The 24,506-nt window shown below is 69.4% G+C and carries 17 protein-coding genes; 10 read left to right on the top strand and 7 right to left on the bottom strand.

What is annotated here, in order from left to right; genetic code table 11:
• Window positions 1-464 precede the first annotated feature (464 nt).
• The 9 genes from EL338_RS24475 to EL338_RS24435 all read left to right on the top strand — a co-directional run bounded on the left by EL338_RS24475 (window position 465) and on the right by EL338_RS24435 (window position 16,212).
• On the top strand, window positions 465-8,195 hold the full coding sequence (locus EL338_RS24475) for a non-ribosomal peptide synthetase (protein WP_163791918.1): 7,731 nt from the start codon (window positions 465-467) through the stop codon (window positions 8,193-8,195).
• Window positions 8,196-8,234: 39 nt separating this feature from the next.
• Window positions 8,235-9,041 carry a GAP family protein gene (locus EL338_RS24470; protein WP_126337108.1) on the top strand — a complete coding sequence of 269 codons (807 nt, stop codon included), beginning with the start codon at window positions 8,235-8,237 and terminating at the stop codon, window positions 9,039-9,041.
• Window positions 9,042-9,569: 528 nt separating this feature from the next.
• Window positions 9,570-10,196 (top strand): hypothetical protein, encoded by a 627-nt coding sequence (locus tag EL338_RS24465; protein ID WP_126336109.1) that lies wholly within the window; start codon window positions 9,570-9,572, stop codon window positions 10,194-10,196.
• A 203-nt stretch (window positions 10,197-10,399) separates the two neighbouring features.
• Window positions 10,400-11,767 carry a hypothetical protein gene (locus EL338_RS24460; RefSeq protein ID WP_126336108.1) on the top strand — a complete coding sequence of 456 codons (1,368 nt, stop codon included), beginning with the start codon at window positions 10,400-10,402 and terminating at the stop codon, window positions 11,765-11,767.
• A gap of 23 nt (window positions 11,768-11,790) precedes the next feature.
• Entirely contained in the window at window positions 11,791-12,630 is an 840-nt protein-coding gene (locus EL338_RS24455) for an SDR family oxidoreductase (RefSeq protein ID WP_126336107.1), read from the top strand.
• Window positions 12,631-12,685: 55 nt separating this feature from the next.
• Window positions 12,686-13,459: a precorrin-6A synthase (deacetylating) gene (gene cobF, locus EL338_RS24450; RefSeq protein ID WP_126336106.1), complete on the top strand. Its 774-nt coding sequence runs from the start codon at window positions 12,686-12,688 to the stop codon at window positions 13,457-13,459.
• Entirely contained in the window at window positions 13,459-14,931 is a 1,473-nt protein-coding gene (locus EL338_RS24445; protein ID WP_126336105.1) for a cobyric acid synthase, read from the top strand. Before cobF ends, EL338_RS24445 begins: the two co-directional genes overlap by 1 nt.
• Window positions 14,931-15,683, top strand: a complete 753-nt coding sequence (locus EL338_RS24440) for a cobalt-precorrin-6A reductase (protein WP_126336104.1) — start codon at window positions 14,931-14,933, stop codon at window positions 15,681-15,683. Before EL338_RS24445 ends, EL338_RS24440 begins: the two co-directional genes overlap by 1 nt.
• Window positions 15,684-15,687: 4 nt before the next feature.
• Window positions 15,688-16,212, top strand: a complete 525-nt coding sequence (locus EL338_RS24435) for a bifunctional adenosylcobinamide kinase/adenosylcobinamide-phosphate guanylyltransferase (RefSeq protein ID WP_126336103.1) — start codon at window positions 15,688-15,690, stop codon at window positions 16,210-16,212.
• 210 nt (window positions 16,213-16,422) lie between these two features.
• On the opposite strand, the gene cobO is transcribed toward EL338_RS24435, so the two are convergent.
• Window positions 16,423-17,037 (bottom strand): cob(I)yrinic acid a,c-diamide adenosyltransferase, encoded by a 615-nt coding sequence (cobO, locus tag EL338_RS24430; RefSeq protein WP_126336102.1) that lies wholly within the window; start codon window positions 17,035-17,037, stop codon window positions 16,423-16,425.
• 23 nt (window positions 17,038-17,060) lie between these two features.
• Between cobO and cbiE the strand changes: the two genes are divergently transcribed.
• Entirely contained in the window at window positions 17,061-18,293 is a 1,233-nt protein-coding gene (cbiE, locus tag EL338_RS24425) for a precorrin-6y C5,15-methyltransferase (decarboxylating) subunit CbiE (RefSeq protein ID WP_179967131.1), read from the top strand.
• Here the strand turns inward: cbiE and bluB are convergent.
• The 6 genes from bluB to EL338_RS24395 all read right to left on the bottom strand — a co-directional run bounded on the left by bluB (window position 18,254) and on the right by EL338_RS24395 (window position 24,494).
• Complete coding sequence (gene bluB / locus EL338_RS24420; RefSeq protein WP_126336100.1) at window positions 18,254-18,901, bottom strand: 5,6-dimethylbenzimidazole synthase; 648 nt, start codon at window positions 18,899-18,901, stop codon at window positions 18,254-18,256. The two genes, cbiE and bluB, sit on opposite strands and share 40 nt — an antisense overlap.
• Entirely contained in the window at window positions 18,901-19,695 is a 795-nt protein-coding gene (locus EL338_RS24415; RefSeq protein WP_126336099.1) for a cobalt-precorrin-4/precorrin-4 C(11)-methyltransferase, read from the bottom strand. Before EL338_RS24415 ends, bluB begins: the two co-directional genes overlap by 1 nt.
• Window positions 19,696-19,757: 62 nt before the next feature.
• Window positions 19,758-21,179, bottom strand: a complete 1,422-nt coding sequence (locus EL338_RS24410; protein ID WP_179967130.1) for a short-chain fatty acyl-CoA regulator family protein — start codon at window positions 21,177-21,179, stop codon at window positions 19,758-19,760.
• 55 nt (window positions 21,180-21,234) lie between these two features.
• The gene (locus EL338_RS24405) at window positions 21,235-22,446 is read right to left on the bottom strand and encodes an acyl-CoA dehydrogenase family protein (protein WP_126336098.1); all 1,212 of its coding nucleotides are present in this window, start codon (window positions 22,444-22,446) and stop codon (window positions 21,235-21,237) included.
• A gap of 9 nt (window positions 22,447-22,455) precedes the next feature.
• On the bottom strand, window positions 22,456-23,505 hold the full coding sequence (locus EL338_RS24400; RefSeq protein ID WP_126336097.1) for a phosphotransferase family protein: 1,050 nt from the start codon (window positions 23,503-23,505) through the stop codon (window positions 22,456-22,458).
• Window positions 23,502-24,494: an NADPH:quinone oxidoreductase family protein gene (locus EL338_RS24395; protein ID WP_126336096.1), complete on the bottom strand. Its 993-nt coding sequence runs from the start codon at window positions 24,492-24,494 to the stop codon at window positions 23,502-23,504. The genes EL338_RS24400 and EL338_RS24395 overlap by 4 nt, the downstream gene beginning before the upstream one ends.
• Window positions 24,495-24,506: the final 12 nt, after the last annotated feature.

Raw genomic sequence — 24,506 nt, 5'->3', positions numbered from 1 at the left:
GCACGATGCCGTCGCCGGGTCTGCTCCCGACAGTCGGCCCGGCTCGCGGTTTGCTGCACTCCTCGGAGTCCGATGTCACCGGGGCCGCACCGCAGACGGCCGCAGGGTTGGCTCCCGCGGCAGCGTCCTGAGCTGGCAAACCCGCCCGCCGATCCGCGCCCCAGCCGATCGGCCACCCGCATGCGCCGGAAGCGGCGGATGACCCGGGGCTCGCCAAACCACTGACGACACCGACGTCGTACGGCCACGCGCCGCGGCGTTGCGGTGCGCGCTGCTCGACGTTGTGCAGCGTCTCAGCGGTGTAGGTGCGGCGGCCGATCCTGCAATGCCACAACGGTGTGGCTCTCGTCCATTGGGCGACAACCGATTCCGGCCGGCGATGTAACCCAGATCCTGGTCCGGCCGATGTTGATCACGTTGCGTTGGGTACTCGAAGAGATGACGACAGACACAAGGGAGCAATCATGAGTGTGGATTCCACCCGGACGTTGTTGTCGTTCGATGCGCTCGACGATGATGAACACGACCTGCTCGATGAGTGGGGTAACCGGGCGGTTCTGACCGAACCGATGTCGGATGCCGCTTCTATCACCGAACTGTTCGACGCACAGGTGGAGCGGGCGCCCGAAGCGGTGGCGCTGGTGTGTGGGGACCGCCAGTGGACGTATCGGGAGCTGGACGAGTCCGCCAACCGGTTGGCGCATCTGCTGGCGGACCGTGGTGCGCGCGCGGGTGCGACCGTGGCCATGTTGATTCCGCGTTCGGCGGAAGCCATCCTGTCGATTCTGGCGGTGCTCAAGACGGGCGCGGCCTACCTCCCGATCGATCCGGCCCATCCGGACTCCCGGATCGAGTTCATGCTGGGTGACGCGACGCCGGTGGCGGCGCTGACCACCGCGGACCTGGCTCCCCGGCTGGCGGCGGCCGACATCGCGGTCATCGACATCGAGGACCCGGAGGTGCAGCGGCAACCGACTGCGGCGTTGCCCCTGCCGAGGCCCGATGATCTGGCGTACCTGACATATACGTCGGGGACGACGGGCGTGCCCAAAGCCGTTGTGGTGACGCATCACAACGTGACCCAGTTGGTGGAGGGTTTCCACGCGGATCTGCCTGCCGCCCCGGGGCAGGTGTGGTCGCAGTGGCATTCGTTGGTGTTCGACGTGTCGGTGTGGGAGATCTGGGGTGCGCTGCTGCATGGCGGGCGGCTGGTGGTGGTCCCCGAGACGGTGGCCGGTTCGCCGGATGACCTGCGGAATCTGCTGATCACCGAGAAGGTCAGCGTGCTGTGTTTGACGCCGTCGGCGGCGGGCATGTTGTCGCCGGAGGGGTTGGAGTCGGCGACGTTGGTGGTGGCCGGGGAGGCCTGCCCGACGGAGTTGGTGGACCGGTGGGCCACCGGTGGCCGGGTGATGATCAACGCCTACGGCCCCACCGAGGGGACGATCTACGCGGCGATGAGTGCGCCGTTGGAATCGGGCAGCCCGGTGGCTCCGATCGGTGGCCCGGTGCCCGGTGCGGCACTGTTCGTGCTCGACAAGTGGCTGCGGCCCGCCCCCGAAGGGGTGGTCGGTGAGTTGTACATCGCCGGCGGCGGTGTGGCCTCGGGGTACGCGCGGCGGTCCGGTCTGACGGCCTCGCGCTTCGTGGCGTGCCCGTTCGGTGGGCCGGGGGCGCGCATGTATCGGACCGGTGATCTGGTGCGGTGGGGCGACGACGGCCAGTTGGAGTACCTGGGTCGCGCCGATGAGCAGGTCAAGATCCGTGGTTACCGCATCGAGTTGGGTGAGGTGCAAACGGCGTTGGCCCGCCTGGACGGGGTTGATCAGGCGGTGGTGATCGCCCGCGAGGACCGCCCGGGTGACAAACGGCTGGTCGGCTACATCACCGGCACCGCGGATCCGGCCGCGGCCCGCACCGCGCTGGCCGAACGTCTCCCGGCCTACATGGTTCCCGCCGCCGTCGTGGTGCTGGGCGCCATACCTTTGACGGTCAACGGCAAACTCGACCGGCGCGCGCTTCCCGCGCCTGAATACCACGCCGGCGCAGGCGAATACCGCGCCCCCACCAATGCGGTCGAAGAGATCCTGGCCAGCATCTACGCCCAGGTGCTGGGCGTGGAGCGGGTCGGGGTGGACGATTCGTTCTTCGATCTCGGTGGCGACAGCATCCTGTCGATGCAGGTGGTCGCGCGGGCGCGGGCCGCCGGTGTGCAGTGCCGGCCGCGGGATCTGTTCGTCGAGCAGACCGTGGCCAGGCTGGCCCAGGTCGCGGTGTTCTGCGACGGAACCGGAGCCGAGGCCGACGACGGCACCGGACCGGTGGTGGCCACCCCGATCATCCAGTGGCTGAGCGGTGTTGACGGTCCGGTTGATCAGTTCAACCAGACGCTGGTGCTGCAGGCACCCGAGGGTGTCACCGAGGCCGATGTGCACGTCGTGGTGCAGGCGCTGTTGGATCGGCACGCCACATTGCGGCTCCGGGTCGAGGAGAGCACCGACGGTGAATGGTCCCTGCAGGTGCCCGAGGTGGGCGCGGTGCAGTCCCCGAACTGTGTGGTGACCGTGGAGGCGCTCTCGGACGAGGCGGTCGCGGCTGCGCGGTCGCGACTCGATCCGGCGGCCGGTGCGATGGTCAGTGCCCTGTGGGTGCCGCAGACCCGTCAGTTGGCGCTGATGATCCATCACCTCGCCGTCGACGGGGTGTCGTGGCGGATCCTGTTGGAAGACTTGAATATTGCCTGGGCCCAGCATCACGGCGGGCAGCCCGTATCGCTGCCGGCCGGGGGCACGTCGTTCGCGCGCTGGAGCGCGCTGCTCGCGGACTACGCCACCGATCCCGCCGTCGTGGCGACCGCCGACGCCTGGCGCGAGGTCGCGGCCGCGCCGGCGGTGCTGCCGTCGCCGGAGCCGGGAGTGGACACCTACGCCACCGCCGGACAGTTGACCGTCGCGCTGGACGCCGCGACCACCCGCCAGCTGCTGGGTCCGGTCCCGACGGCGTTCCACGCCGGCGTCCAGGACATCCTGCTCATCGCGTTCGGCCTGGCCTGGACCGAATTCCTCGGCACCACCGGACCGATCGGCGTCGACGTCGAGGGCCACGGCCGCGCCGAGGACCTGGTCGGCAGCAACATCGATCTGTCCCGGACCGTCGGCTGGTTCACCACCAAGTACCCGGTCGCCCTGGCGACCGGACGGCTGAGCTGGGACCAGGTGGCCAGCGGCGCCACCTCGTTGGGGACGACGATCAAGGAGGCCAAGGAGCAACTGCGCGCGCTGCCCGACGGCCTGACCTACGGACTGCTGCGCTACCTGAATCCGGATGTCAACCTGGCCGGCACCGACCCGAGCGTCGGCTTCAACTACCTCGGCCGTCTGGGCGCCGGGGCCACCGACCTCTCCGAGGAACTCTGGCGCCTCGACCAGGACGCATTGACGGAAACCGGCGCGGCCTCGGCGGTGCCCATGCCGCTGATGCACACCGTGGACCTCAACGCCGGCACCCTCGACACCGACAGCGGCCCGGTCCTGCAGGCCGGCTGGACGTACGCCCGATCGGTGTTGGACGAGGACCAGGTCGCCACGCTGAGCCGGCTCTGGTTCGAGGCGCTGACCGGCATCTGCGCCCACGTGCGCAGCGGCGGCGGCGGATTCACGCCCTCCGACCTGCTGCCGGCCCGGGTGACGCAGGCTCAGATCGACGAGTTGGCCGAGCAATTCCGGGTCGCCGACATCCTGCCCCTGACGCCGGTCCAGCAGGGCCTGCTGTTCCATTCGACGTTCGCACGCGGCACCGAGAACGACGTGTACGCCGTGCAATTGGACATCACGGTGACGGGCGTGCTGGACCAGCATCGGTTGCGCGACGCGCTGCGCACCGTCGTCAACCGGCACCCGAACCTCGCGGCCCGCTTCAGCGACCAGTTCGGCGAACCCGTCCAGATCATCCCGGCCGAACCGATGATGGCCTGGCGCTACCTGGATCTGCGCGGCGACGACCTGACCCCCGACGACGAGGTGCAGCAGCTGTGCGCTGCCGAACGGGCGGCGGTGTGCGACCTCGCCGAACGGCCGACCTTCCGGGCGGCGCTGATCCGGACCGCGGGCAACCAGTACCGGTTCGTCCTGACCTTCCACCACATCGTCATCGACGGATGGTCGCTGCCGATCCTGCTGCAGGAGATCTTCGCCAGCTACTTCGGACAGCGGCTGCCGGCACCGACTCCGTATCGGAACTTCGTCACGTGGCATGCGGCGCAGGATCGCGCCGCCGCGCAGGAGGCCTGGCGCGCGGCGCTCGAGGGCTTCGAGACGCCGACGCTGGTGGCGGCACCGGGTGCCGCCGGACCGCGGGGCGTCGAGTCCTACCGGATGTCCGCCGAAACCACCCGCGCCCTCGGCGAACTCGCCCGTTCGCAGCGCACCACCGTCAACACCGTGCTGCAGGCCGCGTGGGCGCAGCTGCTGATGACCATGACCGGCCGGCGCGACGTCGCCTTCGGCACCGCGGTGTCCGGCCGACCGGCGGAGATGGTCGGCGCGGATTCGATCGTCGGACTGCTGATCAACACCGTGCCCGTACGGGCCCGTACCACTGCCCACACCACCGTGGCGGATCTGCTCGGTCAGCTGCAGCTGGGCCACAACGACACCCTCGAGCACGAACACCTGGCGCTCAACAACATTCACCACGTCTCCGGGCATGACCAACTGTTCGACACGTTGTTCCTCTACGAGAGCTACCCGATTGATACCAGTGCGTTCACGGGTGTGCAGGAACTGGCGGTCACCGACTTCACCAACCGCGAGTACAACCACTACCCGCTGTCGGTGATGGCCCTGCCGGGACACGAACTGGGCCTGCGCGTCGAATTCGACACCGGCGCCTTCGACACCGCCACCATCGAAACGCTCATCGAGCGGTTCCAGCGCGTGCTGGCCGCCATGGTCGAGGACCCTGCCCGCCGTCTCTCGACGCTGGACCTGCTCGACGACGGCGAGCGCGGCCGGCTCGATGCCTGGGCCAACCGCGCGGTATTGACCGAGCCCGTGACCGCACCGATATCGATCCCGGAGGCCTTCGCCCGACAGGTGGAGCGTGACCCCTCCGCGGTGGCACTGGCTTTCGAGGACAGCGAACTGAGCTACGGCGAACTCGATGAGGCCGCCACCGAGTTGGCCAACCTGCTGACGGTGTACGGCGCCGGGCCCGGCGAGTCGGTGGCGCTGCTGATGCCACGCTCCGCCGATGCCATCGTCGCGATCCTCGCGGTGCTCAAGACCGGTGCGGCATATCTGCCCATCGATCCGGCCGTCCCGCCGGCGCGGCTGGAGTTCATGTTGGCCGACGCCGCCCCGATCGCGGCGCTCACCACCACGGAACTTCGCTCCCTGCTGGACGGTTCGGATGTCGCGGTCGTCGAAATCGATGACCTGCCGCCGGCCGCGATGTATCCGCACACCGCGCTGGTGCTGCCGGCGCCCGACGATATCGCCTACACGATCTACACCTCCGGCACCACCGGCATGCCGAAGGGCGTCGCCGTCACCCACGGCAACGTGACCCAGGTCCTCACCTCGCTGCACGCCGACCTGCCCGCAGGTCCGGGTCAGGTGTGGTCCCAATGGCATTCGCTGGTCTTCGACGTGTCGGTGTGGGAGATCTGGGGTGCGCTGCTGCACGGCGCGCGCCTGGTCGTGGTGCCGGAATCGGTGGCCGGATCACCGACCGATCTGCACGATCTGCTGGTCGCCGAGAACGTCAGCGTGCTGTACCAAACCCCGTCCGCGGTAGGGATGTTGTCGCCGGAGGGCCTGGACGACACCACCTTGGTGGTGGCCGGGGAAGCCTGCCCCACCGAGGTGGCGGATCGCTGGACTCCGGGTCGGGTGATGATCAATGCCTACGGGCCGACCGAGGCCACGATCTACGCCGCGATGAGCGCGCCGCTGACAGCCGGCGCGGACGTCGTCCCCATCGGCGCACCGGTGCCCGGCGGTGCGACCTTCGTCCTGGACGAGTGGTTGCGGCCCGTTCCGGCCGGCGTCGTCGGGGAGTTGTACCTCGCCGGCCGCGGGATCGCCGTGGGCTATACGCACCGATCCGGCCTGACCGCGTCGCGGTTCCTGCCCTGCCCGTTCGGGGCGCCGGGAACACGTATGTATCGCACCGGCGACCTGGTCCGCTGGGGCGAGGACGGGCAACTGCAGTACCTCGGTCGCGCCGACGAACAGGTCAAGATCCGCGGCTACCGCATCGAACTCGGCGAGATCCAGGCCGCCCTGGCCCAGGTGGACGGCGTCGAACAGGCGGTGGTCCTCGCCCGTGAGGATCGCCCCGGCGACAAGCGGCTGGTCGGATACATCACCGGCACAGCCGATCCCGCCCACGCCCGCTCCGTCCTGGCCGATCGGCTGCCGGCCTACATGGTCCCGGTGGCGATCGTGGCGCTCGACAGCGTGCCGCTGACGGTCAACGGCAAGCTCGACCGCCGGGCCCTGCCGGCGCCCGAGTACCAGAGTGCGGTGCAATACCGTGCCCCAGAAACCGCCGCCGAGAAGACGATTGCCAAGATCTTCGCCGAGGTACTCGGAATCGAACGGGTGGGCGTCGACGACTCCTTCTTCGACCTCGGCGGCGACTCGATCTCCGCCATGCGGGTGATCGCCGCCGTCAACTCCGCCCTCGACGCGCACCTGGCGGTGCGGATGCTGTTCGAGGCGCCGACGGTGCACGGATTGACCCGGTATCTCGAGCGCGGGGTGAGCTCGGGCTCCGCGGACGGACCCGGCGGGGTGAGTTTCGCCTCGGTGCACGGCGAGGGCGTCGACGAGGTCCGGGCCGGCGACCTGAAGCTGGACAAGTTCATCGACGCCGCCACCCTGCGCACGGCGACGACGCTGCCCCGCCCGACCGGGCACGTCCAGACGGTGTTGCTCACCGGCGCCACCGGATTCCTCGGCCGCTACCTGCTCTTGGAGTGGCTCGGCAAGCTGCGCCGCTCCGATGACAGGGTCATCTGCCTGGTGCGCGGCAAGTCCGATGAGGACGCGCGCCGGCGGCTGGAGGCGACCTTCGACACCGATCCGACCCTGCGTCGGCACTTCGACGAACTGGCGGCCGGCCGCTTGCAGGTCATCGCCGGGGACAAGGGCGAGCCCAATCTCGGGTTGGACGAACAGACCTGGCAGGAGCTCACCGAAAGGGTCGATCTGATCGTCGATTCCGCGGCGTTCGTCAACAGTGTCCTGCCGTACAGCGAGTTGTTCGGCCCCAACGTCGTCGGCACCGCCGAGCTCATCCGGTTCGCGCTGACCACCAAGCTCAAGCCCTACAACTTCGTCTCGACATCGGACGTCGGGCGGCAGGTCGAACCGTCGAGGTTCATCGAGGACGCCGACATCCGCCTGATCAGTTCCACTCGCACGGTGGAGGCCAGCTACGCCAACGGTTACGGAAACAGCAAATGGGCCGGTGAGGTCCTGCTGCGCGAGGCCTACGACCACTGCAAGCTGCCGGTGGCCGTGTTCCGCTCCGGAATGATCATGGTCGACTCGATCTACCCGGGGCAGGTGAACGTCGCCGACACTGTCTCGCGCATGGTGCTCAGCATCGTCGCCACCGGTGTCGCGCCGGAGTCCTTCTACCAACTCGGTGACGACGGCGCGCGTCAACGCGCTCACTTCGACGGACTACCAGTCGATTTCGTCGCTCAGTCGATCACCGCGCTGGGCTGGCGGGTGGCCCGGTCGGCGGCCGGCGGGGGTTCGCCGGAGTTCGAGACGTACCACGTCATGAACCCGCACGACGACGGTATCGGCATCGACACCTACATCGACTGGCTCGTCGAGGCCGGTTACCCCATCGAACGGATCCCGGACTTCGGCGAGTGGTTGCGGCGCTTCGAGGCCGGCCTGCGCGGATTGCCGGAGAACCAACGGCAGAACTCGGTGCTGCAGATGTTGACGATGCTCCAGCAGCAGGCCGGCGAGCTGCAGGCGCCGGAACCGACGCGCGGTTCGTACGCCCCCGCGGTGCGCTTCCGCGCCGCGGTGCAGGAGGCGAAAGTCGGCGCCGATAACGACATTCCCCACATCGGACCGAAGAACATCGTGAAATATGTAACGGACCTACAGCATCTCGGGTTGCTGCCGGGGGCGGTGGAGACCAGTGGAACAAGTGAGCGCACGTAATAGGTAACGGAACGCTAATGATCGAAGGGGGTGACGGCCTTGTGGGCTGATGTTCTGGGTCTGGCGTTTCTGGTGGCACTCAACCCGTTACTGCTTGCCCTGATCTTGGTGATCTTGACCCGTCCACGGCCGGTGGCGAATCTGTTCGGCTACTGGGTGGGATGTCTACTGGTCAACGTGCCGCTGTGGGTGGGGGCCTTGCTGGCGCTGCACCTGGTCCCTTCGTTCGAATCCTTCGCGCTGGCACTGGCGGCCCCGGACCCGAATTCGGGCATCCAGCCCATGAAACTCGGCATGGGCGTCTTCGCTCTGGTGATCGCCGCGGTGATGGTCGCGCGTCGACGAGTGCAGCAACGGGAAAAGGAACCGGCGTTGGTCGGGGCTACCGGTACCGGCTCCACGCCCGGCCCGGGAGCGGATGCGTCGGCCGAGAGCGCACCTGCGCCCGGCCGCGGTGTCAAGGCAACGATCGCCAGGGCGATAGCGGCGATCCAGCGCCTGCTGACCCGCGCCCAGGAGGCCTGGGATGGCGGCGCGGTATGGGTGTCCGTGCTGTTCGGGCTCGGCTACATCGCACCGCTCTCGCTCGTCCTGGTGGTCAACACCATGATCGTGGGCTCCGGCGCGGCCATCGGCACGCAGATCCTCGCTGTGCTGGCCTTCGTTGTCGTGATGCTCGGAGTGCTCGAATTCGTGCTGTGCAGTTCCTTGCTGGCGCCCAACAAGACCCAGGCGGTACTGCAGCCCGTGCACACCTGGGCCGAGGCGCACCGCACCCACATCCTGGTGACCTTGTTCGTGGTGGTCGGGATCTGGCAGCTGGTCACGGGCGCCGGACTGCTCTGAGCCGCGGGACAGATCGTCCCCTCGCTCAGGTGCAGTAGCCGTTGAGACAGTTGTGGCGAGCGGGCAGGACGCCCTGCTCGATGGCCTCCACGCACCAGCCACAGAGCGGTTGTCCCGATTCTTCGCACGCACACGCCATGATTGCCCTAGCTCTCTAGATCAACATCCAACTTGCTTCTCCCTGCAGAGTATTCGCTTCTTTGCGCGCGGGTGTCGAACGCGGCGCTCGCCGAATCGGACCTGTGTGCGCACTCATTTCGCTACCCCATGCGCTTGCAACTGAAGTCGTCCGTCGCGGCGGTGCCCATTCGGTTGGCCGGTACCTGCGGAGCGGCCGTCCATGCGAGAAGCCAGCCGTAACAGGTTGTTTCAGCACAATCGAGCTTGTTTGCCAAGTATGCCGACCGGTGTTGCGCTCAGGTCGCGAACGGTGAACAGCCGCGACAGCCCCACGGTGAAACCACGCATCCGGCCCCGGCGCGGCCGCTAGTTGCGCAGCGATGGATCACGCATCGAACGGGGGTAGCAGTGGCACGCAATCTGTTGAACGTCGAGAAGCTCGAGCGAAACGCACCGGACCTGCGTCGTAAATTCCAGACAGCGGAACCATTTTCGCACCTGGTGGTCTTCACCGGTTTGATGGCCGTCAGCCGCAACATCAGCATCCTCGCGCACATCGTGAACCCGAACCTCGGCATTCCCGCAGTCAAGGCGTACTTCGCCTATCTGCGGAAGACCAGGCGTGAGCGTGCCCAACCGCCGGGCGACGGCGACGCCTGCCGAGTGCCACCCTTCCCCATTGGTCCCGACCGGCACCAGCGCAATATGTTGCACGATAGCTGGCAATGTGCCGGTCGAATTTGTCCGCACTCACGAAAACTGGCAACTGTACGAATTGTTGCAGAGGGGCCAATTCGTGGGATTCCTCGGGGTAGCGGCCCGGTTATTCGCGCGCTGACAAATTGCAGGGCGGTGTTCAGCTACCAATTGGGGTCGGCGGTGACGGGATCTCGCGTCCGTCGAGTTCGACGTGGAGGCGCCGGCGCTATTGCAGTCAGTACTGCCAATCTGTTTGTCGAAGAACGAATCTGGGCACATGTAGAACCGTCGGGTACTTCGCTTCGAAACAGAGTTCGGCGGGCGTGCCGCCAATAAGTCCGTTAATGTTTCGCGGCAAGAGTCAGCGCGCCGAACGGAGGTGTAGCTATGTCAGATGTCCGGTTGGTTATCGATGAACTCGGGCGGAATGCATTCAAGATGCGCCGTCAATTCCCTGCATTCCGCAGAGCATGTGTGCTGGAACGGCAGTTGCTGGGGCGTTCTTATTCGCGGTCAGACGTTGTGGGATCTGAGGTGCCGTGACGAGCACTGCACACTCGCCGCTCGACACCGCGGAACCACCTGATGCTGCCGAAGCGGTTCCGGAGTGGACGTGGCTTCAGAAACTGGGTTTCCGACTGCTCTTCACCATCGGTGGTGGGATGGTGGTCGTCACCGGTGGTGTGACGCTGCTGGTCACGGTATCCGCGAGTGTGGTGCACGCAGGTGTCGGCCAGTACCCATTGGAACCGGCGATCTGGCTGCTGGCGCAGATCGGCAGCTATGTGGCTCTGGGTCGCGGCGTCGAGATCACCAAGTCCGCCGGCTCGGACATGTTGTGGACATGGTGCTTCTGCCTCGGTTGGATAGTGGTGGCGCTACTGATCACTGCCGTGTGGACTTTCCTGGACCGGCGGCGTCCCAATTACCGGAGTCTGGCCGCGTCGCTTCTGGTCTTCGCACGCTTCGGATTGGCGTTGGTGCTGATCTACTACGGCGCGGGCAAGGTGGTCCCCATTCAGATGGGGTACATGGCGCTGCCGCATCAGCAGCTGCAGTTGGTGGGCGATACCAGCCTGTTCGCCACCTTGTGGGGCTTCGTCGCTGCCTCCGAGCCCTACTCGGTTGCTATCGGGCTGGTCGAGTTCATGTCGGGAGTATTGCTGCTGTGGAACAGAACTTGGCTGCTCGGGGCGGTCTGCGCGGTGATATCCACGGTGCAGGTGTTCCTACTGAATATGACCTTCGACGTACCGGTCAAGCTGGTGTCCGCCCAGTTGTTCTTGATGGCAGTCGCCATCACGGCGCCGTACTGGTCGAACCTTGCGCGCGTGGTGTTCAATCGCGGTGGGACCCGCCCGGTGGAGCTGTGGACGCCGCTCGGGGCCGACAGGCGTTGGCTACGGCGGACCGGAGTGGTTGCCAAGTCCGGCGTCCCGGCCATGATGTTGGCGATCACTGCACCGTTTGGTGTCATGGCGTACATCGCCTACCACACGCCCAGTTCGACTCTCGATGGAGTCTGGCGCGCAACGTCATTCACCGTCGATGGCCGCGAATCAACGCTGAACCAGACGAGTCCGTCGCCGTGGACCAACGTGGCGATCACCGACCGCAGTTCGGTGCCCGGCTTCACCCACGTCAAGTTCGTCAGCCAGGAGCCGTCGGGTTACACCACCAAATGGCACCTCGAGGTCGACGGTGATCGGCTGGAACTGCGTGAACTCCAGTCGGATTCGCCCCCGAACGTCCTGCGGGTGACCCAGCCCGACAACGACCGATTGGTGCTGACGGGGAAACTGGACGGCAGGCAGATCGAAGGCACCTTCGAGCGCCGGTTCATGGAGCGCACCAACTCGAAGTTCCGGCTCATCAGCCCGCCGATACCGCTGGAATCGGTGGGGTAGCGGAATGCATTACCGTAAGCGCCATGAATCGAGTCTCGGTGATCACGGGCGGCGCGGGCGGCATGGGTGTGGCCACGGCGAGGATCCTCGGTCGCGACCACGCCCTGGTGCTCTGCGATGTCCGCCAGGACCGGCTCGACGCGGCGGTGACCACGTTGAAAGACCTCGGCATCGCCCCGACGGCCCTGAACTGCGATGTCACCGATCGGCAGGCCGTCGACCGCGTCTTCGAGACCGCCGCCGGCCTCGGGGCCCTCGCGTCGGTGGTGCACACCGCGGGGGTCAGTCCCAGCATGGGCACCGCGGATTACGTGATGCGCACCAATGCGCTGGGCACCGTCAACGTCAACGAGGCGTTCTTCGCGGCGGCGGCCGAGGGCGCGGCGATTGTCAACGTGGCGTCGATGGCCTCCCACCTGCTGCCCGAGGAAATGGTCCCCACCGACAAGTTCCCGGCCGCGCTGGACGATCAGGCCGGCTTCATGTCCGACATGCTCGCGGCCTGCGGCGTGGTCCCGGAGGAATTGCAGCCCGGCATCGCCTACGCGGTGAGCAAGACGTTCGTCCGGTGGTACTCCAGCGCCCAGGCCGAGCGGTTCAACGGGCGCGGACTGCGCATCGTGTCGGTGTCCCCGGGGTCGGTCGATACCGAGATGGGCCGACTCGAGGAGCAGGCCGGCGCCGGCGCCATGGTGACCGACGCCGCGGTCCCGCGCTGGGGCAAGGCCGAGGAGATGGCCGAACTGTTCGCGTTCTGCGTCGGCGACAAGGCCGGATACCTCACCGGGACCGATATCCTCAACGACGGCGGCGTCGTCGCCTCGATGCGGGAACGAGCCCGGGTGGCCGCCGCCAACGGTTGAGCGCAATCGGGCCATACTCATAGGCGTTCCCACCGCCGACCGAGAGGACCATGGCATGACTGAGCCGGTCATGGTCCGGATCCTCGGCGTCGGGATGGGCCCGCAGCATGTCACCCCCGAGGTGGCCGCGGCGCTACGCGGCGTCGACTACGTCCTGGCCGCCGACAAGGGCGGCGACGGGGATGACGACGGCCTGCTGCGGTTGCGGCGCGAGATCCTCGCCGCGCATCCCGGCCCCGACGGCCCGGTCGAGATCATCACGGTGCCTGATCCGCCGCGCAACCGCGAAACCGGACTGACCGCAACGGGATACGAAGGTGCCGTCGCCGACTGGCATCAGGCCCGCGCGCAACGCTACGCGCAGGTGCTGCGCGAGCGCGGCGGCACCGCCGCGTTCCTGGTCTGGGGCGACCCGTCGCTGTACGACTCGACGATCCGGGTCATGGAACGGGTCCGGGACCTCGGGGTGGCGCTGGACTTCGAGGTGCTGCCCGGGATCAGTGCCCCACAACTGCTCGCCGCCCGACACCGCATCGTGCTGCACGAGGTGGGGCGTCCGGTGCACATCACCACCGGACGTCGGCTGCAGGAGGCCGTCGCGGCCGGGCTGGACAACATCGTCGCGATGCTCAATCCGCCGCCGGAGCGACTCGACCTGACCGGGCTCGACGACTGGACGCTGTGGTGGGGCGCCAACCTCGGGGCCGCCGGCGAGCGGCTGGTCGCCGGGCGCCTGGGCGAGGTGCGTGACGCCGTCGTCCAGGCCCGCGCGGCAGCCAAGGCCGAGGCCGGCTGGGTGATGGACCTCTTCCTGGTGCGGAAGAACTGATGGCGGGGCTCCTGGTCGCGGGCACCACCAGCGACGCCGGAAAGACGGTGGTGACCACCGGCCTGTGCCGGGCGTTGGTGCGTCGCGGCCTGAAGGTGGCGCCGTACAAGGCGCAAAACATGTCCAACAATTCGATGGTCTGCGTCGGTGCCGACGGACAGGGCGCCGAGATCGGCCGGGCCCAGTGGGTCCAGGCCCGCGCGGCGCGCGCCGCGCCCGAAGCGGCGATGAACCCGGTGCTGCTCAAGCCCGGCAGCGATCGACGCAGCCACGTCGTGCTGATGGGGCAGCCCTGGGGCGCGGTGTCCTCGGCGGACTGGATGGACGGGCGGCGCGCGCTGGCCGACGCGGCGCACGCGGCCTTCGACGATCTGGCGGCGCGCTTCGACGTGGTGGTCGCCGAGGGTGCCGGCAGCCCCACCGAGATCAACCTGCGCGCAGGAGATTACGTCAACATGGGCCTGGCCCGGCACGCCGATCTGGCGACCGTGGTGGTGGGCGACATCGACCGCGGCGGGGTGTTCGCGGCGTTCCTGGGCACCGTCGCGTTGCTGTCGGCCGAGGACCAGGCGCTGGTGGCGGGCTACATCGTCAACAAGTTCCGGGGCGATCCGGCGCTGCTGGCGCCGGGGTTGCGCGACCTCGAGCGCCTCACCGGCCGCCGCGTCTACGGCACGCTGCCGTGGCGCCCGGATGTCTGGCTGGATTCCGAGGACGCGCTGGACCTGCAGTCGCGCCGGTCGGCCGACACCGGCGCGCGCCGGGTGGCGGTCGTGCGGTTGCCGCGGATCAGCAACTTCACCGACCTCGACGCGCTGGGCCTGGAACCGGGTCTGGACGTGGTGTTCGCCGCGGACCCGCGTGCCCTCGACGACGCCGACCTGGTGGTGCTGCCCGGCACCCGCGCGACCCTCGCCGACCTGGCCTGGCTGCGTTCCCGGGGCCTGGACCGCGCGGTGACCGCGCACGCCGCGGCCGGTAAACCCCTGCTGGGCATCTGCGGCGGATTCCAGATGCTGGGCACGGTGATTCGCGACCCGGCGGGAGTCGAGGGCGCCGCCGCCGAGGTGCCAGGGCTGGGGCTGCTCGACGTCGAGACGACCTTCGGGGCCGCGAAAGTCCTTCGGCTGCCGCGGGATACCGAGTTCGGGGTGCCGGCGGCCGGCTACGAGATCCACCACGGCCGCATCGACCGCGGCGCCACCGCGGAGCCGTTCCTCGGCGGCGCGCGCTCGGGCAACGTGTTCGGCACCATGTGGCACGGCTCGCTCGAGGGTGACGAGCTGCGCGCGGCGTTCCTGCGGGAGACCCTCGGACTGGCGCCGTCGGGGGTCAGCTTCCCGGCCGCCCGTGAGCGCCGCCTGGACCTGCTGGGCGATCTCGTCGAAGCCCACCTCGACGTGGATGCGCTGCTGGAACTGATCACCGGCGGCGTCGGTGCGCTGCCGTTCCTGCCGCCGGGAGCGCCGTGATGTCGCCGCGAGTCCTGCTGCTCGGCGGCACCTCGGAGGCCCGCGCGTTGGCGGCGCGGCTGGTTGCCGCCGACGTCGAGGTCACCAGCTCGCTGGCCGGGCGGGTCGCCGACCCCAAGATGCCCGCCGGCCCCGTGCGGGTCGGCGGCTTCGGCGGGATCGACGGTCTGCGCGCCGCGCTGGCCGACTACGACGTGGTCATCGACGCCACCCATCCGTTCGCCGTCACCATGTCGGCCCACGCCGTCGCCGCGTGCACCACGGGGCCGGTGCGCCGGCCGCTGTTGCGCCTGCAGCGGCCCGGGTGGGCCGAGCGGGCGCGGCCGTCGTGGCATTGGGTGGACACCCACGATCAGGCCGCCGCCGAGGCGGCCCGGCTGGGGGAGCGACCGTTCCTCACGATCGGCCGCCAGCAACTGGCCCGGTTCGTGCCGGCGCTGCGCGACAAGGCCGTGTTGTCGCGCGTCGTGGATCAACCGGACTTCGACCTGCCGCCGCGCTGGCGGCTGCTGCGCAGTCGCGGCCCGTACGACCTGACCGGCGAACTGGCGCTGCTGCGCGAACACCGCGCCGATGTCCTGGTCACCAAGGACTCCGGCGGCGAATACACCTGGCCCAAGATGCTGGCCGCCGACCAGTTGGACGTGCCCGTGGTGATCGTCGCCCGCCCCCGCGTCCCCGGTGACGTCCCCGTGGTCTCCGACGTCGAGGTGGCGCTGGCCTGGCTGGAGGAGCAGCGCCGCCTACGATGACCGGGTGCGAATCCTGGTCACCGGCGGCGTGCGTTCGGGGAAGTCGAGGCATGCCGAGGGACTGCTGGGCGAGGACGCCGACGTCACCTATGTGGCGCCGGGTCGGCGGGCCGACGGCAGCGACCCGGACTGGGATGCGCGCGTTGCGCTGCACCGGTCGCGGCGTCCCGCGGGCTGGTCGACGGTCGAGACCGGCGCCGTCGAGGAGGCGCTGCGCGGTGCCCGCGGTCCGGTACTTGTCGACTGCCTGGGCACCTGGCTGACCGCGATCCTCGACGAGGGGGGCCTGTGGGAGGCCGCCACTGCGGAGATCGAGGCCGTCGTCGCGGTGCGCCTCGAGGCGCTGTGCGCGGCGCTGGTCGAGGCGCCGCGGGTGGTCCTGGTGACCAACGAGGTGGGCTTCGGCGTGGTGCCAGAGCACCGCTCCGGCAGGCTGTTTCGCGATCTGCTCGGCACGGTGAACCAGCGGGTGGCCGCGGTCTGCGACGAGGTGCATTTGGTGGTGGCGGGGCGCGTTCTCAAGCTTTGAGGCCTGAGTTATGGGGCCTGTCTGCTCGGCCCCTCGAGCGGAACGCGTCATCAGGTGCTGACAGGCTTCCACAGGCAGGGCCGGAACTTTCCTGGATTCTGTGGATAACCGTCATTGAACGTTGACGCGGTGCAATCGAAGGTCGCCGTGGATGCGCCGCGCCGGCACCGGGGGCCGCGCGGGGACGCTGCGCGCCAGCCGTGACGCGCCCTACCACTCGATGCCGCGCTGCCCCTTCTGGCCGGCGTCCATCGGATGCTTGATCTTCTGCATCTCGGTGACCAGATCGGCGATCTCGATGAGTTTCGGGTCGGCGCGGCGGCCGGTGATCACCACATGCTGATGGCCCGGCCGCTGCGCCAGGGTCTGCACCACGTCGTCGATGTCGATCCAGCCCCAATTGATCGGGTAGGTGAACTCGTCGAGGATGTAGAGCCCGTGGGCCTCCTCGGCCAGTCGGCGCTTGATCTCGGCCCAGCCCTCGGCGGCATCGGCGGCGTGATCGGCCTCCGAGCCCGCCTTGCGGCTCCACGACCAGCCCGAGCCCATCTTGTGCCATTCGACCGGGCCGCCCTCGCCGGTCTCGGCGTGCAGCGCACCGAGGCGTTCCAGGACGGTCTGCTCGCCGATGCGCCACTTCGCGGACTTCACGAACTGGAACACCCCGATGCGAAAGCCCTGGTTCCAGCCGCGCAGCGCCAGCCCGAAGGCCGCGGTCGACTTCCCCTTGCCGTCGCCGGTGTGCACCATCAGCAGCGGCCGGTTGCGGCGCTGCCGGGTGGTGAGGCTGTCGTCGGGAACCACCGACGGCTGTCCCTGTGGCACGCGGTCACGCTAGCATCGCCGCCGTGGCGGTCGACGATCTGCATCTCACCGTGATCGGCATCGGGGCGGACGGCTGGGCGGGCCTCTCGGAAACCTCCCGCGCCACAATCCATGCCGCCGAGGTGGTGCTGGGCGCCCCGCGGCACCTCGACCTGCTGCCCGCGATCGACGGGCAACGCCGCGCGCCGTGGCCGTCGCCGCTGCGGGCCGCGTTGCTCGCCTTCGTCGAGTCGCACGGCGCAGCCCGGATGGTCGCGCTGGCCTCGGGGGACCCGATGGTCAGCGGGGTGGGCACGACGCTGGTCACGATGCTGGGCGCCGATCGGGTGACGGTGCTGCCGCACGTGTCGTCGGTGGCGCTGGCCCGTGCCCGGCTCGGCTGGTCCGCGGAACAGACCGCCGTGGTGAGCGTCGTCGGGCGCGACCCGCACGCCGTTCTGCGGGAGCTGGCCCCGGGCCGACGGGTGCTGGTGCTGTCCTCCGACGAGAACACCCCCGCTCAGCTGGCCGGGCTCCTGGTCGCGCGCGGCTACGGATCCAGCCGGCTGGTGGTCCTGGGCGACCTGGGCGGCAGCGCCGAAACCGTGCGGGCGACCACGGCCGCCGAGTTGGACGGGCCCGCGCCCCGGCTCAACATCGTCGCCGTCGAGCTGGCCGGACCCGTCGAGACCGGTTGGGCGCCCGGGCTTCCCGACGAGATGTTCGAACACGACGGGCAGCTGACCAAACGCGATCTGCGGGCCGCGGCCCTGGCCCGGCTGCTGCCCATCCCCGGCCAGCTGCTCTGGGACGTCGGGGCCGGCGCCGGTTCGGTGGGCATCGAATGGATGCGGGCCCACCCGAGTTGTCGGACGGTGGCCGTGGAGGCCGACGCGACCCGCGCCGAAAGGATCGGTCGCAACGCCCGCGCGCTGGGCGTACCGGCCCTGCAGGTCCTGCACGGCCGGGCGCCGGAGGCCCTGACCGAACTCCCCACGCCGGACGCGGTTTTCGTCGGCGGCGGCGCCACCCGCGACGGAGTGCTCCAGGCCTGCCTCGACGCGCTGGCCCCGGCCGGACGGCTGGTGGTGCACGGCGTGACCGTCGAGACCGAGGCGCTGCTCGGGCGGTGCTACGCCGAGCACGGCGGGGAACTGACCCGCATCCACGTCGAGCGCGCGGCGGCGGTGGGATCCTTCACCGGCTGGACGCCGGCGCGCGCGGTCACCCAGTGGGCCTACACCAAGCCCTCTTGCGTCAAACCCGCAGCGCCGTAACGCTCCCCGTGAACCACCGACTCGAGTGGGCTGCGGTCCCGCCAGCCGTAGCGTTCCAGGTCGGGCACCTCGGGCCGCTCGGCGATGTGACCCACGCACAGCCAGGCCACCGGGCGAACCCGCTCCGGGAAGCCGACCAGCTCGCGCAGGAACTCCTCGCGGTAGAACGAAACCCAGCCCACCCCAAGGCCTTCGGCCGTCGCGGCCAGCCACAGGTTCTGGATCGCGCAGATCACCGAGTACAGCCCGGCGTCGTCGATGGCGTGCCGGCCCAGGATCTGCGGGCCGCCGCGGGTCGGGTCGTAGCCCACGACAACGCCCAGCCCCGACTCGCAGATCCCCTCGATCTTGATCCGCGCGAACGTCTCGGCGCGTTCGCCGGTCAGGCCGGCCGCGAAGACCTCGCGCTCCCCGGCCACGTGATCACGGAACTCGGCCAGCGTCTGCGGGGACCGCACCAGCACGAAGTCCCAGGGCTGGGACATCCCCACCGACGGCGCCGCGTGCGCGGCGGCCAGCACCCGCTGGAGCAGCTCGGGAGCGATTGGGGCGCCGGTGAATTCGCGGCGGGTATCGCGGCGTCGGTGAATGATGTCGTAGAGGTTCATCACGGCTCGCTATCGGTTCGGCGGGTGCGGTCCCGGGCGGGGTCGTACAGGAAGCTCTCCCCGGCGCGCGGATCGGCGCGCGGTGCCAGGGCGTCGCCGACGAGGATCACCGCCGCCTGCCGCAGTCCGGCGGCCTCGACGCGCTCGGCGATGTCGGCGACGGTGCCGCGCAGGACGAGTTCCTCGGGCTGGGAGGCGCGATACACGACCACGACCGGGCAGTCCGGGCCGTACGACGGTGCGAGTTCGTCCATCAGCGCCCGGGTGCGGGTGATGGCCAGGTGCAGCACCAGCGTCGCCCGGGTGGCGGCGAACGCGGCCAGCGACTCCGAGGCGGGCATCGCCGTGGAGCGCTGCTGGGTCCGGGTCAGCACCACCGACTGGGCGACCAGTGGCACGGTGAGTTCGTGGCCCACCCGGGCGGCCGCCGCGGCATACGCCGGCACCCCCGGCGTCAGCGCCCACGGCACCCCGGCCGCGTCCAGCCGACGGGTCTGCTCGAACACCGCGCTGTAGATCGTCGGGTCGCCGGAGACCAGGCGCACGACGCGGCGTCCGGCGCGCGCGGCCGTGACGATCCGCGCCACGATGACGTCGAGGTCCAGATCCTGGGTGTCGACGAGTTCGGCTGCCGGCGAGCAGTTCTCGAGCACTCCCGGGTCGAGGTAGGTGCCTGGGTAGAGGACCACGTCGGCCGCGGCCAGCAGCCGGGCCGCCCGCAGCGTGAGCAGATCGGCGGCACCGGGGCCGGCGCCGACGAACTGGACCTCGGTCGCCGGTGCGGTGTCGGTCATGGGTGGCGTCCTCCGATCTGCACGGTCGCCCTACGGTAGGGCAGACCCGCGCCGCGGCGGCCTCAGGCCTCGCCGGGGACGGCGGGCGTCTTCGTCGGATAGGGCACGAAACGCCCGCGGGAGGCGTCGACCAGCAGCGGCCGGCCCACCCGCGGCGACGACCGCTGCGGGCACCGCAGCCGGTCACACGTGCGGCAACCCGGCCCGATCGGCGTGACCTCGGGATTGGTCAGGTCCAACCCCCGGCTGTACACCAGCCGGCTGGCCTGGCGCAGTTCGCAGCCCAGCCCGACGACGAAGGTCTTGGCCACCGTGCCGTGCCCGCCGAGGCGACGGATCACCGTGCGCGCCACCCACAGATAGCGCTGCCCGTCGGGCATCTCGGCCACCTGGACATCGACCTTCCCCGGCGTCGCGAACGCGTCGTAGACGTTCCACAACGGGCAGGTCCCGCCGGTGTGGGAGAAATGAAAGCTGGTGGCGGACTGGCGTTTCGAGACGTTGCCCGCCTTGTCGACCCGCACGAAGATGAACGGCACGCCGCGCATGCCGGTGCGCTGCAGCGTGCTCAGTCGGTGGGCGATGGTCTCGTAGCCGACGTCGAACTGCTCGGCGAGCACCTCGACGTCGTACCGGCTCTGTTCGGCGGCGGTGTAGAACGCGGTGTAGGGCAGGATCAAGGCGCTGGCGAAGTGGTGCGCCAGCCCGAGGCGGGCCAGCTCACGGGTGGTGTCATCCGGCCAGACCTCGGCGTCGAGCACGCTGTCGATGCTGTCGGAGGCCTCCAGCAGGGCGATGAGCGTCGCCATCCGGAACGCCTGTTGGCCGGCGTGCAGGTCGGCGGCCAGGGTCAGCAGCCCCTTGTCGGCGTCGAAGTTGTACATCTCGCTGTCGCCCTGGCGCGCCGCGGTGACGACGCGGATGTCGTGCCGGGTCTCGAGGTGGTCCCGCAGCCGTCCCCGGGTGTCCCGGCCGCCGTCGTCGGCGAGCCGGCCGGCGAGTTTCTCGGCCTGCCGGTCGAGCACGTCGATGTAGTTCTGGTGCCGATAGAAGAAGTCCCGGACGTGGTCGTGGGGCATCAGGGCGGGGGCCTCGGTGCGGCTGTCGGTCAGCGCCTCCAGGTGCACCATCGCATCGCGATAGCGCCGGTAGAGCGCGATCACGGCGTCGGTGACCTCCGGCATCGAGGTCGCCAGCTGGCGCAGGTCCGCGGCGGCCAGCGGGATGCCGGGCGCGGCCTCCGGCAGTGCCTCGCGCAGTTCGGCCAGCTGGCGCGCGGTGTCGCGGGTGCTGAAGAACGACGGGTCGATGCCGAAGACCTCGGACAGCCGCACCAGCACCGTCACGGTCAACGGCCGGGTGTCGTGTTCGATCTGGTTCAGGTAGCTCGGCGAGATGGTCAGGATCCGGGCCAGTTCCACCTGGGTCAGGCCGCGCTCCTCCCGGAGCCTGCGCAGCCGGACCCCGGCGAACATCTTGTCCACTCGTCCAGAGTAGTACGGATGCGAGGGGGCAAATTTGCAAAATTCACAGGTAGGTTTACCCGGTCGCGTGGCGTTTGAGTTCCCGACGCGCCAGCACCATGCGGTGCACCTCCTCGGGACCGTCGGCGAACCGCATCCCGCGCGCGGTCGTGAACAGCGCCGCGAGCGGATAGTCGTCGGTGAGGCCGCCGGCCCCGTGCAGCTGGATGGCGTCGTCGATGACGTCCTGTGCCATCCGGGGTGCGGCGATCTTGATGGCCGAGATCTCGGTGGCCGCGCCCTTGGCGCCGACGGTGTCGATCAGCCAGGCGGTGCGCAGGACCAGCGTGCGGACCAGGTCGATGTTGACCCGGGCGTTGGCGATGACCCGCTGCACGTCGGCGTTCTGCGACAGCGGCGCGCCGAACGCGACCCGGGAGACCGCGCGCTGACACATCAGGTCCAGCGCGCGCTCGGCCATGCCGACCAGGCGCATGCAGTGGTGGATGCGGCCCGGGCCCAGCCGCGCCTGCCCGAGCGCGAAGCCCTTGCCGCGCTCGCCGAGCAGCGCCTCCGGTCCCACCTCGACGTCGTCGAAGACGACCTCGCCGTGACCGCCGTGCACCCGGTCGAAGATCCCGAACGACGGCAGGCCGCGCAGGATCTTGATGCCCGGGGTGTCGCTGGGCACCAGCACGACGCTGTGCCGCGAGTGCCGGTCGGCGTCCGGGTCGCTCAGGCCGAGCACCACGAGCAGCTTGCAGTCGCTGCTGAGGACGCCGGTGCTCCACCACTTGCGGCCGTTGAGCCGGTAGCCGGTCGGGGTGGCTTCGATGCGCAGCGTGACGTTGGACGCGTCCGACGACGCGACGTCGGGTTCGGTCATGCAGTACGCGGAGCGGATGTCGCCGGCCAGCAGCGGGTCCAGCCAGCGGGTCTTCTGCTCGGGCGTGGCGAACATGCTCAGCAGTTCCATGTTCCCGGTGTCCGGGGCGGCGCAGTTGAGGGCCTCCGGCGCGATGTTCGGGCTGCGCCCGGTGATCTCGGCCAGCGGCGCGTACTGCACGTTGGACAGCCCCGCGCCCAGCGGGGAGTGCGGCAGGAACAGGTTCCACAGGCCGCGGCGGCGGGCCTCGCGCTTGAGGTCGGCCATCACCGCGGGCCGCTCCCAACCCTCACCCGCCTCGGCCTCGGCGAACGCCGCCTCGGCCGGGTAGACGTGGGTGTCCATGAAGTCGAGCAGGTCCGCGCGCAGTTCTTCGGTGCGGCTGTCCAACGAGAAATCCATGACCTGCTCCTAGCTGTCGTCGTCGAGAATTTCCAGGCCGCGCGCCACCAGCGGCGGGACCAGTTGCCCGATCCGTTCGAATCCGGGGCCCACGGTGGCGCCCTGCGAGAAGCGGTAGTGGATGCCCTCGCAGATCACCGTGAACTTGAAGATGGCGAACGCCCGGTACCACGAAAAATGTTGCAGCCGTGTGCCGGTGCGCTCCGAGTACCGCTCCACCAGCGTCTCCCAGGACGGGTAGCCGCTGATGTCGGCGGGGGTGCCGGCGATCGGGTTGTCCAGCCCGCTCCAACCCTGCCAGTACAGGTAGAACAGGCCCAGATCGGTGAGCGGATCACCGAGGGTGGACAGCTCCCAGTCCAGGATGGCGCGCACCGTGCCCGGCCGGGCCTCGTCGATGATCGCGTTGTCGAGCCGGAAGTCACCGTGCACGATGGTCGAGCGCGCGGTGCTCGGAACGCGCGCGGACAACCGGGCCCCGAGCTCCTCGAAGCCCTCGACCTCGCGCGACTTCGAGGCCGCCAATTGTTTTGTCCACCGATTCATCTGGCGTTCCAGATAGTTGGCCGGACGGCCGTAGGTCGACAACCCGACCGCGTCGTAGTCGATCAGGTGCAGGTCGGCCAGCGCGTCGATGAACCCGAACGACAGCGCCTCGGCATCGGCGGGATTCAACCGCGCCAGGTCGTCATCGTCGCGGAACACCGTGCCCTCGACGAGGTGCATCACGTAGAACGGCGCCCCGAGCAGGTCGCTGTCCTCGATGTGGCACACCGTCTTCGGCACCGGATATCCGGTCGGGTGCAGCGCGGACATCACCCGGTACTCGCGGCCCATGTCGTGCGCGGTCTCGAGGACATGCCCCAGCGGCGGCCGCCGCAGGATCAGCGGCGCGGCGCCGGTGTCGAGCCGGAAGGTCAGATTCGACCGGCCACCCGAGAGCAGCGAAGCGCTGAGCTTGTCGGGCACCAGGTCAGGGTCGATGCCGCGCAGCAGCGCCTCGACGCCGGCCAGCTGCTGATCGGTCAGCGCATCGGTGGCGCTCACTTGGTCGGTCACGGCGCGCTACCCGCCGACCCGGTCAGGTCGATGATCGCCTTGCCGCGGATCTCGTGGGCGTCGAGCTTCTGCAGCGCCAGCGGCAGATCACCGAAGGAGAACCGGTGCCCGATCTGCGGATTGACGCTGCCCTCGGCGTACATCCGGTGCAGGCTTTCGGCACCCCAGGACAGCAGCCCGGGATCCTTCTCCAGGGTCGCACCCCAGGCCACGCCGACGGCCGAAACATTGCGCAGCAGCAGACGATTGGTGCGCAGCGTCGCGATGTCCCCGGCGGCGAAGCCCACCACCAGGATCCGGCCCTCCCAGGCCAGGGCGCGGATGCCCTCGTTGAACAGCCAGTCGCCGAGCGGGTCGAGGATGACGTCGACCCCGTTGCCGTCGGTGAGGTCGTTGATCTGTTGGGCGTAGCCCTCGTCGAGCAGGATGACGTCGTCGGCGCCGGCCTGTTCGGCGACGGGGATGTCGGCCTCGCTCGCCACGCCGGCGATGACCCGGGCCCGCAGGCCCTTGGCGACCTGGACCGCGGCGGTGCCGATGCCGCCGGCCGCGCCCAACACCAGCACCGATTCGCCGGGGGCCACCTGACCGCGGCGGGCCAGCGCGTAGTGCACCGTGTGGTGGTTCACCACCAATCCGGCCGCGGTGTCGAAGCCCATCGCGTCGGGGATCGCCACCAGATGATTCAGCGGGATCCCGACGTACTCGGCGTAGGCGCCCTGCCAGATGAACGCCATGACCCGGTCACCGGGGCTCCAACCGGAACCCTCGGGCGCCCATTCCACGACGCCGGCCACCTCGCAGCCCGGGGTGTACGGGGGTTCCGGCTTGACCTGGTACTGCCCCTTGGTGGCCAGCAGGTCCGGGAAGTTGACCCCGATCGCCATGACCCGCACCACCGCGACGTCGTCGGTGCGTTCGGGTTCGGGCACATCGTCGAGCACCAAGGACTGTGGTCCGTCGTAGGAGTGGATCCGGAAAGCCTTCATCACGCGTCACCC

The sequence above is a fragment of the Mycolicibacterium chitae genome, assembly GCF_900637205.1.
In the GTDB taxonomy this organism is placed as follows: Bacteria; Actinomycetota; Actinomycetes; order Mycobacteriales; family Mycobacteriaceae; genus Mycobacterium; species Mycobacterium chitae.
Note: the sequence above shows the minus strand (reverse complement) of the source record. Positions and strands in the feature narration are given on the sequence as shown.

Coding starts and splice junctions, on each gene's coding strand:
- EL338_RS24475 (WP_163791918.1), top strand. CDS start 465: ATGAGTGTGGATTCCACCCGGACGTTGTTGTCGTTCGATGCGCTCGAC.
- EL338_RS24405 (WP_126336098.1), bottom strand. CDS start 22,446: ATGGATTTCTCGTTGGACAGCCGCACCGAAGAACTGCGCGCGGACCTG.
- EL338_RS24395 (WP_126336096.1), bottom strand. CDS start 24,494: ATGAAGGCTTTCCGGATCCACTCCTACGACGGACCACAGTCCTTGGTG.
- bluB (WP_126336100.1), bottom strand. CDS start 18,901: ATGAACCTCTACGACATCATTCACCGACGCCGCGATACCCGCCGCGAA.
- EL338_RS24415 (WP_126336099.1), bottom strand. CDS start 19,695: ATGACCGACACCGCACCGGCGACCGAGGTCCAGTTCGTCGGCGCCGGC.
- EL338_RS24440 (WP_126336104.1), top strand. CDS start 14,931: ATGTCGCCGCGAGTCCTGCTGCTCGGCGGCACCTCGGAGGCCCGCGCG.
- EL338_RS24455 (WP_126336107.1), top strand. CDS start 11,791: ATGAATCGAGTCTCGGTGATCACGGGCGGCGCGGGCGGCATGGGTGTG.
- EL338_RS24445 (WP_126336105.1), top strand. CDS start 13,459: ATGGCGGGGCTCCTGGTCGCGGGCACCACCAGCGACGCCGGAAAGACG.
- cobF (WP_126336106.1), top strand. CDS start 12,686: ATGACTGAGCCGGTCATGGTCCGGATCCTCGGCGTCGGGATGGGCCCG.